The following is a 13,248-nucleotide window of genomic DNA, read 5'->3' on the forward strand; positions in this document are numbered from 1 at the left end:
TTCGTTTGTTACGATTATACATGTGCGAAAAAAGGCATCGTTTTGATGTTATGTAAACAGCGCCTTTTATTCTAATGAACGTTGCGAGAAATAAATCACTATATCAAGAAAGCACAATACTATAGAGGAGGTAATGATTTCTTGAATACAAAAGTAGAAATTCAAAATCTAATTAAGATTTTTGGTAAGAAAGAGCAACAAGCTTTAGAGCTCGTTCACCAAGGGAAAGCTAAAGATGAAATATTAGAAAAGACTGGTGCGACTGTTGGTGTAAACCAAGCCAGCTTTGAAGTTAACGAAGGAGAAATCTTCGTTATTATGGGACTTTCCGGTAGTGGGAAATCTACATTGGTTCGTATGTTAAACCGATTGATTGAACCAACTGAAGGTAATATCCTGATTGACGGTGAAGACATTTCTAAAATGGATAAGAAAGCGTTACGTAATGTGAGACGTGAAAAAATATCAATGGTCTTCCAGAACTTCGGTTTGTTCCCTCACCGCACAATTCTTGAAAATACAGAATACGGCTTAGAGGTACAAGGTGTTGATAAAGAAGAACGTCAGTCTAAAGCTGAAAAAGCACTTGATAATGCTGGACTTCTTCCATATAAAGATCAACTGCCTAACCAATTATCCGGTGGTATGCAACAACGTGTCGGGCTTGCTCGAGCACTAGCAAACGATCCAGAAATCTTATTAATGGATGAGGCGTTCTCCGCACTAGATCCACTGATTCGTCGCGATATGCAAGATGAATTGCTGGATATGCAAGAATCAATGCACAAAACGATTATCTTTATCACCCATGATTTAAATGAATCATTACGTATCGGTGATCGCATTGCGATCATGAAAGACGGAGAAGTCGTACAGGTTGGTACAGGTGAAGAAATCCTAACAAACCCTGCAAACGAATATGTAGAACGATTCGTAGAAGACGTCGACCGTTCGAAAGTCTTAACGGCTGAGAACATTATGGTTCGCCCTCAAACGGTTCGTTTAGGCCAAAGTGGACCACGTGTTGCTTTGAATCGTATGAAGACAGAGAGCTTATCAAGCTTACTTGTTGTCGGCGAAAACCAAAGATTACTTGGTTACGTTGTAGCAGATGATGCGGCTCGTCTAGTTAAAGAAAATATCAATTCATTAGAATCGATTATCCGTACAGATATCCCTAAAGTTTCAAAAGAAACATTGATCCATGAATTGTATGATGTGATTCATGAAGCAACCACACCAGTTGCAGTTGTTGACGATAACGACCGTTTACACGGCATCGTTGTTCGTGGACTTGTCATCGGTGCGCTTGCTAAAGAACGCGAGGAGGTAACAATTGATGGAGAATAGTATTTTAGACAACATCCCACGTCTACCCGTTTCCGATTGGATTTCAAACGTCATAGACTGGTTGACGATAAACTTAGCATGGCTTTTCGGCGCAATTCAAGATGGTGGTACGACTTTCATGAATACAGTAACAGACTTACTGATTCTGATTCCGCCACTTGTATTTATTCTTATTATGGTCGCCTTAGCTTATCTAGCGACAAGAAAAATCGGTTTGCCTATCTTTACACTGATCGGCTTGCTGTATATTCAAAACCAAGGACTATGGGAACCACTAATGTATACATTTACACTCGTGATCGTTGCCAGTTTAGTCTCAATATTGATTGGTGTTCCAGCAGGTATCCTAATGGCTAAAAGTGAAATCGCAAATGTTATTTTAACCCCTGTATTAGATTTCATGCAGACAATGCCAGCATTCGTTTACTTGATTCCAGCTGTAGCATTCTTTGGAATTGGTATGGTACCCGGTGTATTTTCAGCCGTAATTTTCGCTTTACCACCAACTGTTCGTTTTACGAACTTAGGTATTCGCCAGGTTTCTGACGAAATGGTTGAAGCTGCGGAATCATTCGGTAGTACTGGCTCACAACGTTTGTTCAAAGTTGAATTACCATTAGCAAAAGCTACAATGATGGCTGGTATTAACCAGACTGTACTTCTAGCACTATCAATGGTGGTTATCGCTTCTATGATCGGTGCTCCAGGTTTAGGTGAACGTGTAATCAACGCCTTGCAACGTGCACAAGTAGGACCAGGATTTGTTTCTGGATTAGCACTCGTTGTTTTAGCTATCATCTTAGATAGAATCATGCAAGGATTTAATAAGAAGAAATAATTTAAGTACTAGAAATAGAGTAGTTTGATACGATCTACTCTATTTTTTTACAATCGTATCACTTTTAAACTGTTTATTCTTCGTCTTGCTTATAAATAAGACGATAAAAAAAAGAAGGAGAGATTTATTTTGACATTCACATGGAAAAAATTAGGACTTACTGCGGCTTCTGCCTCAGCATTATTCTTGGCAGCTTGCGGAAACGGTGACTCAGCAGATGGCGGCTCTGAATCTAAAGAAATCACACTTGCTTATGTTAACTGGGACTCAGAAGTTGCTTCTACTCACGTAGTAGGCGAAGTATTTGAAGACCTTGGTTATGAAACGACTTTAACACCTCTCGATAACGCAATTATGTGGGAAGCTGTTGCTAACGACGAAGCTGATGCTATGGTTGCTGGATGGTTACCAAATACACATGCTTCTCAATTCGAAAAATATGGCGATAGCTTAGATCATATCGGAACAAATCTTGAAGGCGCAAAAGTCGGTCTTGTAGTTCCAGAATATATGGAAGCTGACTCAATCGCTGACCTAACAGATCAAGCTGGTCAAACGATTACGGGTATTGAAGCTGGTGCAGGTGTCATGACTGCTACTGAAGAAGCATTAGGAACTTACGAAAACTTATCTGACTGGACATTACAACCTTCTTCTTCTGGTGCAATGGTTACTACACTAGGACAAGCTTATGAAAAAGAAGAAGACTTCGTTGTGACTGGATGGTCTCCTCACTGGAAATTCCAGACTTATGATCTTAAATATCTTGACGATCCAGAAGGTGTCTTCGGAGATGCAGAAACCATCGATACTTTTGCCCGTGAAGGATTAGCAGAAGATATGCCTGAAGCCCACGAAGTTCTTGAGAATTTCAACTGGACTGTAGAAGACATGGAAGCTGTTATGCTAGAGATTTCTGAAGGTACAGATCCTAAAGAAGCTGCGCGTAACTGGATAGATGCAAACCAAGATAAAGTAGACGAATGGACTGCTGGTGTATCAGAAGAATAATCTTTCTTCTGATACCGATTCATTCAAAAGGACAGGAATGCTCTTACGAGCACACCTGTCCTTTTTTATTTATTCCAAATTTTACTGCTGTTTACTGGATAGCCGTCACTTGATAAGCAGTTGCTGCCAATGCTTCTTGGGCTTCCTCTTCCGTTATGCCCGTCAAACTATCGACATCCGCTGTTTGATTGTCTAAATCAACTGATACCTTTTCTACTGTACTGATTGAAGCTAGATTCTGCTGGACGTTATTTACACAGCCTTCACACTTCATACCTTTAATCGTTAGTTGTTGTTTCATTACTTTTCCCTCCTAGGAATACATGTGCTGATTATCTGGCTTGAATTTTTTCAATCTCAAAGCATTTAGCAGAACAGAAACAGAGCTAAAGCTCATCGCTACTGCTGCTAGTGCTGGATTCAGCAAAGGACCTCCAAAAATAAATAGCGCGCCCATTGCAATCGGAATGCCAATCAAATTATAGGCGAATGCCCAAAACAGATTTTGCTTGATATTTTTTAGCGTCGCTTTACTCAAATCTAATGCAGTAATAACTTCGTTAACGTCACTTCTCATTAAAACGATGTCGGCAGATTCAACAGCAACGTCAGTCCCAGACCCAATGGCTAGTCCAATCGTCGCTTGGACTAATGCCGGAGCATCATTGATGCCATCTCCAACCATCGCTACTTGGCGACCTTCTTCTTGTAGTTTCTTGACTTCTTTCGCTTTATCTTCTGGCAATACTTCGCTCAACACTTTGTCGATTCCGGCTTGTTGCGCAATCGCGTTCGCTGTCCGACGATTATCTCCAGTGATCATCACTACTTGAATACCCTTATTCTGCAATGCATGGATGGTTTGCTGACTATTTTCTTTCAGTGTATCAGCCACCGCAACCACCCCTTGCAACTGATCATCTAGTGCAAAATACATTGGTGTTTTCCCTTCATCAGCTAGCGCATCTGAAGTAGCATCCATTTTATCGATGGAAATCTTTTGAGCATCCATTAATCTTCTATTTCCGAAATAAAGTGTAGAAGATTCCGATTGTCCCGTGATTCCTTGCCCAGGTATCGCTTCAAAAGACTCGATAGCTAACAGCTCTAATGCATTTTTCTCTGCTTCTTTTACCACGGCTTCTCCAAGTGCATGTTCACTGCCTTTTTCAAGCGAAGCGGCTAGTTGGAGGAGTTCAACTTCGGATAAACGACTATTTTCCGAAAGTACAAGGTCCGTTACGATCGGCTCTCCGCGTGTTAAAGTGCCTGTTTTATCAAAAACAACGGTATCGATACTGTGCATGGTTTCTAAAGCATCTCCACTTTTGATTAACACTCCATGCTCGGCCCCTTTTCCAGTACCTACCATTATGGCAGTCGGTGTAGCTAGTCCAAGCGCACAAGGACATGCAATAACCAAAACGGAAATCAAAATCGTTAATGAGAATAGAGGTGATTGTCCCGCAATCAACCAGACAAGACCTGATATAATCGCCAAACCGATGACGATCGGCACAAAGTATCCTGTAATGATATCGGCTAGTTTCGCAATCGGCGCTTTGGATCCTTGAGCTTCTTCGACAAGCTGTATAATTTGGGCTAATGTGGTATCTTTACCAACTTTTGTTGCGCGATAATCTGTACTACCATTTTTATTCAAGCTCGCACCGATCAGGGTATCTCCAACCTGCTTTTCAACAGGCAAACTCTCACCCGTCAACATGGATTCGTCTACGGTTGTCTGACCTTTAACAATGATGCCATCAACCGGTACTTTTTCTCCAGGACGTACTCTTACGATATCACCCGCTACAACTTTGTCTATCTTAATTTCTTCCTCTACACCATCGTGTACTACTCGTGCGGTATCCGGTGCTAAATCCATCAGTTTTTGAATTGCTTCTGACATTCTTCCCTTAGAACGTTCTTCAAGGTACTTACCAAGCGTATGGAATGTTAGAATCACGGCTGATGTTTCATAGTACAACATCATCGCCATATCCGCACCTTGGAATAAGATAGCGATCGTTGCACCAAGGCTGTAGATAAATGCTGCTGCAGTTCCCAACGAAATCAATGAATTCATATTTGGATGACCCTTACTCAAAGTTTTGAATCCTTGTTTAAAATACGGTAGGCCACTCCATACTACGGGTATTGTCAGTAGTAGCTGGGCTAGCGTGAAAGAAGCCGGATGCATCATTGGATCGAGAAACGCGGGTAGCCAAAGTCCAATCATATGTCCCATAGAAATATAGAGTAAAGGTATCGTGAATAGTGCGGATAAAATCACACGATCACGATAACGCTTCTGGTTTGAGGGCTGCTCATCTTGTTTTTCAGCCGTTTCTTCACTAGCCGCTGATTGTTCAAGAACAGCTTCATAACCTGATTGATGTACCGCGTCAGAAATTGTCCGTGTTGAGACTTCTAGCGGATTATAGGTCACGCTCATTTTTTCTGTTGCTAGGTTGACTGATGCAGTGTCTACACCACCCAATTGTTTTGTTGTTTTTTCAACTGTTGCCGCGCATGATGCACAAGTCATCCCTTCGATTGAAAACACAGTTGATGCTGCCTTAGGTAGAACAACTTCATAGCCAACCGCATCAATTTCTTTTTGAAGTCTATCTTGATCAAATGTATCCTCAGCTACGTTGATTTTTAATTTTTCCGTTGCCAAGTTCACACTTGCATCCGTCACCCCTTGCACACGACTAGCAGTTTTTTCGACTGTTGTTGCGCACGAAGCACAAGTCATGCCTTCAATGGGATATATTTTCGTTTCCACAGTGAGATTCCCCTTCCGTATGACAGTCACATTGCCCCGGTGTACATTCACAAGCGAGTACTTTCGGCGCCAATGGTTTCTTATTTTTTAGCAATTGTTCTAGTTGTTCAATGTCCTCTATGCTCAGCGTTGTATTGTCTATCATTTGATAAAGGACTTTGCCTCTTTTCTTCGTACATACCTGATTTAAAAGAGCGTTACTGGTGTCTTGAAGGTTTTCTTGCTCTGAAACCATGGCTTCGTACCTATATTTTCTACCTTCCTCTATGGTTGTTAAGTAATATTTTTTTACGAGCCGTCCAATTAATGTTTTCGTTGTTGCAGGTTTCCATGCCTTTTTTTCTTCGAGAACCTGACTAATATATTTACTGGTCGTCTGTGGGTTTGCCCAAACAACTTTCATGACTTCTCTCTCTGATGGCGTCATTTGATTTTCTTGCATTCGAATCACCCTTTTAACTTATTTACGTTTACGTTTGTAATCGACTATTTGATTATAGTTTACATCTGTAAACGTAATCTGTCAATCATTTTATCTTAGGTAATAAAAAAAGGGATTTGAAGCCTATGACTTCAAATCCCTTTTTTTATTCAATTACTTGCCATCTAGGTACGCCGTTTTTAAGTTCTGTGATTCTATACTCGCCTGTACCTGCTCTTTCTTTCAAATCATTTAGTGCATCGATATCATTAAAATGCCACCACTCAGATGCTAATGGTGTGAATCCGGCTTCTGCCATATAACTTTGCATGCGCAATGCAGGCTCCGTTACTGCTTCACTGATTTCCATGTCTCGCCAACCTTCTTGATCTTTAGCTGCTATAGGCCGTTTAAACATAGCTGAATCAGTGCTTAATTCGTGAATAGGCGTCTGCATTTGGTATTCCGTATACGCTCGTACATCCGGTACGTGATAGTCCCCAACGATTTGTTCTGAAAGTTCGTCTATTTTCACCAAACTCAAATCAATCGCCAAGCCTCGTTGATGGTTAGAGACACTCGTATTAATAAACCATGTCATACTCCACGGTTCTTCCGTAATCCCTTTTTTAACATCTGGGTTAGAATCAGCTAGTCTAGAAAGCGAGTCATTGACCAATATTTGAACATCTCTCGGTCGGAAGGTTTCATAAACTTTCAGAGATTCTTGGTTCTGCAAAGCAATTTGCTGAGCAGCTTGAACTTTTTTAGCCGTCTGATAAAGAATCGGCATAATAAAAGTTTCTTCATCTAGCCGGCCATTATACCCTCTCATATCGTATAAAGATTGTCCTGTCAGTTCAGGAATAGCAACATACGAAGAGGTGAATTTCGAATCGTAACTGTTTGAATGCTCATAGACAATAGATGGCACAACATCAGGCAAATTGATCATCGCAAATCGATGCTCAATCCATCCAGTTTTTTCATCTACCGTTTGAATCTGCCACCATTCTCCTTGCTCTTGCTCAATAAGGAATGGCGTTCCTTGCATAAGGTCTGTCACTTTTGCTGAATCTACATTAGGCTCCGTATACAAGACTTGATTTGTAGAAGTATAGCCACCTGATCCTGCAATCGGTAATTCAAATGGACCTTCTTCATGCCAAATAGGTAGTTCAGGTTTTGGATCTTTCACTTCATTCGATGGTTCATTTTCATCATCTGGTTTAATCGACTCTGTTGGTATTTCTTCTTTCATTTCGTCGGACCCACTTTGATCAGTTCTTACATCTTGAACAATAAATATCAGTAAAGATACCAATATCATAGTCAAAACTACAATAATCGCTGGTCTTTTGTCCTTCAAATAAATGCTCCTCTTTTGCCTGGCTTTTGCTATTTAAGTAGCTAACATTACCTGGATGTTATTCACTTATTCTATCATACAAGTAACAAGCTTAATAGAATAATTAAAACAAGATGAACTGGATAAAACCAGTAGAAAGCCCACTTATAAAAATTATTTCTCTTACCTGGTTTACCGTTGTAGAGATAGAAAAAGATAATAGCCATTAAAAACCCGAAGCGGTAGGTAACAAAGGTACCCATTTCCATCAATCCAGGTATGACATATAAAACCATTCCCGTTAGCGTATAGGCAAGCATCTGCTTTTTAAAATCATCCCGAAAAACGCCAAAACCTACAATCCATAGAATGGCTATATAATGCCAGTTGGCCGGATAAGCTGCGAGGCAACACAGTAGTATAGTGATGAACTTAGCTAGTTTCCCCATGGTCTTATGCTTAGCTGCTGTTAATGCAACGAGACCAAGCGTCAGTGACCACATCACACTGGTTGCCTGCCACCAGTTCAAGTTGAATAAAATCACATAGGGGAAGTGGGCTATCAATGCAAATAAGAATAGTCGTTTTGTATACGATCGTTTATCAGAAGTATAATGGTAACCTTCTGCAATGAGATAACAAATCAACGGTGCAGCTAACCTTCCAAAAAAATGTACCCCCCATCTCAATGGAACATCTCCTGGATCGTAAATTTGAAGTGAATGGTCCAAAAACATAGCTAAAACTGCGACCAATTTGATAACGTTTGCGTTCAATCCTTCTTTAGTGATCATTAGTTGTTTAGCACCGATCTTCATTTCCCCCTATTACAGCATGACTGTGTATTCTATTATTCATCTTCTTCTGCTACTTCTTTAAGATAGGTCGCCAGTTGCAACATTGCATACTGGTTTGCGCGTTGCTCTGCTTCAGGATTGTAGTTCGTATTCGTATTCACGTCGTAAGTATACAATTTCCCACTTTGATCACGAATAAATTCAAGTGCGGCGACTTGTACATTGCTCTCTTGCATAAATTGTCTATACTGTTCAATTTCATCTGCCGACAAGAGATTTTCTTGAATTTCAAACTTTGCTGGTTGCCCGTTAAGTTCTATAGTAGATTCATCCGGTAACTGACAATTGTCTGCCGGACACAATTCAAAACCATCACTGGAATCTACTTCTACAGTGTAGAAAAACTCTCCCCCGATAAATTCAGCACGGACGATCCGTCCATTCGTTGACTGGATATATTGCTGAATCAAACTGATACCATCAATAGATGCTTCAAATTCTGGCCCATTTATATACGCCTTCAGCTCGTCTATTGTGTAGATCAGTTTAACGCCCAACCCTTTTCCAGCACGATTATGCTTAATGATAAAAGGCCATTCATTTAATTTTTCGGCCGCTTTTATGATTTGGTCGAGACCTACTGCTCCAATCGTTTTTGGTGTTTCGATTCCAACTTTGTTTAATGCAAGATATTGTTTTAGCTTACTCACTTCTAAAGCTAGTGCATCTGTCCCATTAATGACTGTACGCCCATGCGCCTCCAACCAACTCAATACTTGATCCGTCAGTTCAGGTGCAAATCGATTCCCCCTTGTATGTGAAGAAGCACTCATCCGGTTATAAAAAATACCTTCTGGTGGCTCCACTGCGAGGTCTACGAAGCCTTCAGACAAATCCCACTCTTGATATGGAACCGCTAGTTCTTCTAATCTCTTGATCAAATGTCTTGTCCAGTCCATATTTTCATGTAAAACGTATACTTTCTGCATGATTATGCTTCTTTCCCCTCTTCTTGCTGATTCACAATGTCTTTTAATTAGTTTTATCATACTATTGTTTAACGCATCATTCTATCATTTACGTATTTTGTGATAAAAATGAAATGTTCTTACTAGTATTCACGGTATCAAAAAACAGGTTCTTTACTGATTCACAGCAAAGAACCTGTTTTTTAATTGATTTACTATTCACGCGTTAAGCTTTCTGCTAGCACTTGCATAGGATCGATCAAGGGAATTTCAACATCTTCTTGTTTCAATGCCAGCTCAATTTCTGTACAACCAGAAATGATAACATCTACACCATTATCAATTAGTTCTAAAGCCGCTTCTTGCAGTAATCTTTTAGGTGCAATGCCTGTATTTCCTTGTTTGATTCCATCTATTCCATAGATAGCTTCCATCACTTTTGTTTCCTGAGAACGATCGCTAGGATAACAAATATCAAATGGGAGATTCTTTTGAAAAAGTGCCATTTTTCTTGTCCCCGTAGTACATAGAACACCTACTTTTTGCACATTCTTTTCCTTCGTGCTCAAGTAGGTTGCTAGTGCTTCAAACACATTTGCAATGGGTGTGTTCACTTCTTTTTGTACGTCAGCAAGAAAGTAGTTTGAAGTGATACAAGGGACAGCAATCACGTCAGCACCCGCTTTTTCAACATTTTTTGCTGTAGCAATCAAGGCAGGTAAAGGGTTTTCCCCCTCACCTAGAATCGCTTTGGTTCTATCCGGTATTTTAGGATTATTATCGATAAAAATGCGGTAGTGGTCCTGATCTTTTTTTACTTCTGTCGATCGAATCAACTTGTAGAAAAAACTAGCCGTTGCTTCTGGTCCCATTCCTCCTACCACCCCGATTATTTTTTGGTGGTCGTTCAATCTGCATCATCCTCAGTTAAAAATGACTCATCGATTCCCGCTACTCTTTCTTCGAGAGGTGCTAAAACCGTTTTTGCATCTAATGTCGGATCCATTTCTACAAGCTGGTTCAAAATATACTTCGCACCGAAATCCATTCCTTGTGCGCCACCAATAACAATCAAATCGCCCGATTCTACTTGGTTCAAACTAGACTGTAAAGCATCTGGCATTTCATGGTGTAACTCTACTTCAACACCAACGTTTTTCATTGTTTTTTCAAATGCTTCGCGTTCTTCTGGTGTAACGATGTCTTTGTCCGTAATATGAGATTCACTTAGTGAAACAATCACTTTTTTAAGACCAAGTTCTGGCACCCATTTTGCCAAGGTTTCAGCGTTCTCAAGGTTTGTTGTAACCCCTCTACTGCCACGGATGGCATAAACAAGATGAAGGTTTTTGTAATCCATTTTCGTCAATGTTTCTAACGTCACATCGATATTACCAGCATTCGCAAAATGGTCATCGACGATTTTGAACGCACCTTCGTAAATGAATTGGAATCTTCTTTCTACTCCGGTGAACTTTTTGATACCGGCTTGAATCGTTGGAATTGAAATACCACTGATCAAACCGATCGCGATGGCTGTTAACGCATTGTAAACAGAATGATAACCAGCTACTGACAGGCTGATATCAAACGTTTCTTCTTTGACCCAATCTCCATTAATCGTTTGAAATGGCCGTTTGATTTCGACAGTAAAGTTTCCTCTACCTGTTGAAAGATCGATATTTGAGCAATGTAGATGGCCTTGATCACTTTCAATACCGTAAGTGACCGTTGTTGCTACTGTTTCATCGACAAGAGACGCAGAATGCGCGTCATCAAAATTTAATACCGCAAATTCGTCTGCTGTTGCTTCTCGGATCAAACTGGCTTTTGCATTGTAATACTCTTCAAATGAGCCATGCAAATCAATGTGTTCGCGACTGATATTGTTCAACGCTACGATATTAAAGTCAACATTACCGACACGTTTCAGATCTAGCGCAGATGAGGAAACTTCCATTGTTACATGAGAAATCGATTCATCTCTCATTCTTGCAAAATATCCGTGTAAATCTAATGACTCAGGAGTCGTTAAGATACTTGGAATCAAGGTATCCCCGAACTTGACCATAACGGTTCCCATCAACCCTGTTTTCCACTTATGTTCTTCTAGAATCGCATTTGTCATGAAAGATGTTGAAGTTTTTCCGTTTGTTGCCGTAATACCAATGACATTCAAATCCCTAGAAGGATGACCATAATATTGATCTCCAAGTGCTGCAAGTGCCTGACGCGAATCTTCAACAAGATATTGTGGTACTGAAAGTTCTGGAATGAACGATTCTACCACTAACGCTGTGGCACCTGTTTCGACGGCTTGTTGAGCATACTGATGACCGTCTGTCTTGTATCCCTTTATACAAACAAATAATGTATCTTGTTTAACTTTCCCTGAATGGTAAGCCACCTCTGAGATCATTTGCTCTTTATGATTTTTGGATTCTTTGACTTCTATCGCGCCAAGTAATTCTGCTATTTGAATCATGGGTCGTTTCTCCTTTTTCGGTTAACATGCCATTTAACCGTTTCTTCTAGTCACTTTTCCGGCAACTCTTTTAACAAATTTACCAATAAATTGCATACCAGGTTTGGGATCATCTTTTGCCCATACAGCACCTGTCTTACTTGCTCCATAAGATTTGATGATTTGGCTCCAAGTTAAATCTCCAGCTTTGACATACGCTTTTGAAGCATGTAGGTCTTCATACATATAATGAAAGACTTGTCCTGTATCTTCTTTGATCACTCTTGATCCAATCGGTTGTCCTGTTAATTCTTTGTATGCTATGAGTGGCATATTGATCCCCACGTCAGCGATCATCTGGTTAAAGTTCGTTGTTCTAACATTGATCTCGATTAAATAATATTCTCCAGTTTGGGCATCTTTTTTAAATTCGATTTCAGCGAAGCCTTTATAGCCTAACGCTTCTAGGAAAGGTGCACCAATAGTGAACAATTCTGGTACATATCGCTGTTGTGTATAAACAGAGGCACCGAAGTGAATAGGATACTGACGATGTTTTTGTGCTGTCATCCAATGTGTTACTTTTGATTCTTGATTCAAGTAAGCATCAAATGTGTACATATGGTCATCGAATCCTTGTACTAGCTGTTGAACGACTACTTCAATCTGTTTATCTTTCGCTTTTTTCAGCGCTTCTTCTAGCTCTTCTCGGTTCTGCACTTTAAAGAGCTTCTTGCGAAAAGTTGCTACAAATATTGTTGAGTCCGCGGGTTTCACTAAGCAAGGATACCCCAATTCTGACTCCACAGTTTGAATAAGATCTGCTCGGGATGTCTGAATCGTCTTCGGCACACGCACCTGGTGCTCTTCTGCTAATACGTATAATGAATCTTTATCAATCAAGCGTGTCCATAAGCCTTTTTCTGTTTGTGTGATCAGATAATACTCGCTTAGTTCGTCTAAATACGCATCAATAAATTCTACGTAAGGGTCAGCTGTTGGATAAAGTACAGGTTTTTTATCTTGCTTTTTAGCGTAATCGATCAAAAAGTTTTTTAAGGCTTCTGGTTCTTCTTTATAATTCGGTCCAATCAATTCTTCTGATAGATATTTTGAATGAAGTCCGTAAGCACCTTCTCGTTTGTATTCTACGGCTACGACGGGTACGCCTACACGACCGAGGCAACGAATAATGCTTAATCCTATATAGTAATTCGCACCAAGTACGACTGCTTTATGCTGTTCTGTCATTTTAAT

At 40.2% G+C, this 13,248-nt stretch carries 12 protein-coding genes; 3 read left to right on the forward strand and 9 right to left on the reverse strand.

Going from position 1 to position 13,248, the window contains the following annotated elements; translation table 11 throughout:
- The first annotated feature begins 141 nt into the window (after positions 1 to 141).
- The 3 genes from J5J05_RS10815 to J5J05_RS10825 all read left to right on the forward strand — a co-directional run bounded on the left by J5J05_RS10815 (position 142) and on the right by J5J05_RS10825 (position 3,199).
- Positions 142 to 1,350: a quaternary amine ABC transporter ATP-binding protein gene (locus J5J05_RS10815; RefSeq protein ID WP_208560678.1), complete on the forward strand. Its 1,209-nt coding sequence runs from the start codon at positions 142 to 144 to the stop codon at positions 1,348 to 1,350.
- Positions 1,340 to 2,188, forward strand: coding sequence for an ABC transporter permease (locus J5J05_RS10820; RefSeq protein WP_208560679.1), 849 nt, complete (start codon positions 1,340 to 1,342; stop codon positions 2,186 to 2,188). Before J5J05_RS10815 ends, J5J05_RS10820 begins: the two co-directional genes overlap by 11 nt.
- Positions 2,189 to 2,317: 129 nt before the next feature.
- A complete protein-coding gene (locus tag J5J05_RS10825; protein WP_244244723.1) occupies positions 2,318 to 3,199 on the forward strand; it encodes a glycine betaine ABC transporter substrate-binding protein in 882 nt (293 codons plus the stop codon).
- A 91-nt stretch (positions 3,200 to 3,290) separates the two neighbouring features.
- Here the strand turns inward: J5J05_RS10825 and J5J05_RS10830 are convergent, their stop codons facing one another.
- From J5J05_RS10830 to J5J05_RS10870, 9 genes are all read right to left on the reverse strand, one after another.
- The gene (locus J5J05_RS10830; protein ID WP_208560680.1) at positions 3,291 to 3,500 is read right to left on the reverse strand and encodes a heavy-metal-associated domain-containing protein; all 210 of its coding nucleotides are present in this window, start codon (positions 3,498 to 3,500) and stop codon (positions 3,291 to 3,293) included.
- Between the two features lie 12 nt (positions 3,501 to 3,512).
- Positions 3,513 to 5,993: a heavy metal translocating P-type ATPase gene (locus J5J05_RS10835; protein WP_208560681.1), complete on the reverse strand. Its 2,481-nt coding sequence runs from the start codon at positions 5,991 to 5,993 to the stop codon at positions 3,513 to 3,515.
- Positions 5,968 to 6,435: a CopY/TcrY family copper transport repressor gene (locus J5J05_RS10840; RefSeq protein WP_208560682.1), complete on the reverse strand. Its 468-nt coding sequence runs from the start codon at positions 6,433 to 6,435 to the stop codon at positions 5,968 to 5,970. The genes J5J05_RS10835 and J5J05_RS10840 overlap by 26 nt, the downstream gene beginning before the upstream one ends.
- Before the next feature lie 145 nt (positions 6,436 to 6,580).
- Positions 6,581 to 7,783 carry a M15 family metallopeptidase gene (locus tag J5J05_RS10845; RefSeq protein ID WP_208560683.1) on the reverse strand — a complete coding sequence of 401 codons (1,203 nt, stop codon included), beginning with the start codon at positions 7,781 to 7,783 and terminating at the stop codon, positions 6,581 to 6,583.
- Positions 7,784 to 7,857: 74 nt separating this feature from the next.
- Complete coding sequence (locus tag J5J05_RS10850; protein ID WP_208560684.1) at positions 7,858 to 8,580, reverse strand: TraX family protein; 723 nt, start codon at positions 8,578 to 8,580, stop codon at positions 7,858 to 7,860.
- Between the two features lie 32 nt (positions 8,581 to 8,612).
- Entirely contained in the window at positions 8,613 to 9,548 is a 936-nt protein-coding gene (locus J5J05_RS10855) for an ATP-grasp domain-containing protein (protein WP_244244724.1), read from the reverse strand.
- A gap of 194 nt (positions 9,549 to 9,742) precedes the next feature.
- On the reverse strand, positions 9,743 to 10,438 hold the full coding sequence (gene cuyB, locus J5J05_RS10860) for a cysteate racemase (protein WP_208560685.1): 696 nt from the start codon (positions 10,436 to 10,438) through the stop codon (positions 9,743 to 9,745).
- Entirely contained in the window at positions 10,435 to 12,012 is a 1,578-nt protein-coding gene (locus J5J05_RS10865; protein WP_208560686.1) for a Mur ligase family protein, read from the reverse strand. Before J5J05_RS10865 ends, cuyB begins: the two co-directional genes overlap by 4 nt.
- A gap of 33 nt (positions 12,013 to 12,045) precedes the next feature.
- A complete protein-coding gene (locus J5J05_RS10870; RefSeq protein ID WP_208560687.1) occupies positions 12,046 to 13,242 on the reverse strand; it encodes a carboxylate--amine ligase in 1,197 nt (398 codons plus the stop codon).
- Between the last annotated feature and the right edge of the window lie 6 nt (positions 13,243 to 13,248).

It is taken from the genome of Marinilactibacillus kalidii (assembly GCF_017599325.1).
GTDB classification, from domain to species: domain Bacteria; phylum Bacillota; class Bacilli; order Lactobacillales; family Carnobacteriaceae_A; genus Marinilactibacillus; species Marinilactibacillus kalidii.

Excerpts from the sequence above, each read along its gene's own strand:
- J5J05_RS10855 (WP_244244724.1), bottom strand. The coding sequence starts at position 9,548 with ATGCAGAAAGTATACGTTTTACATGAAAATATGGACTGGACAAGACAT.
- J5J05_RS10840 (WP_208560682.1), bottom strand. The coding sequence starts at position 6,435 with ATGCAAGAAAATCAAATGACGCCATCAGAGAGAGAAGTCATGAAAGTT.
- J5J05_RS10865 (WP_208560686.1), bottom strand. The coding sequence starts at position 12,012 with ATGATTCAAATAGCAGAATTACTTGGCGCGATAGAAGTCAAAGAATCC.
- J5J05_RS10870 (WP_208560687.1), bottom strand. The coding sequence starts at position 13,242 with ATGACAGAACAGCATAAAGCAGTCGTACTTGGTGCGAATTACTATATA.
- J5J05_RS10830 (WP_208560680.1), bottom strand. The coding sequence starts at position 3,500 with ATGAAACAACAACTAACGATTAAAGGTATGAAGTGTGAAGGCTGTGTA.
- J5J05_RS10820 (WP_208560679.1), top strand. The coding sequence starts at position 1,340 with ATGGAGAATAGTATTTTAGACAACATCCCACGTCTACCCGTTTCCGAT.
- J5J05_RS10850 (WP_208560684.1), bottom strand. The coding sequence starts at position 8,580 with ATGAAGATCGGTGCTAAACAACTAATGATCACTAAAGAAGGATTGAAC.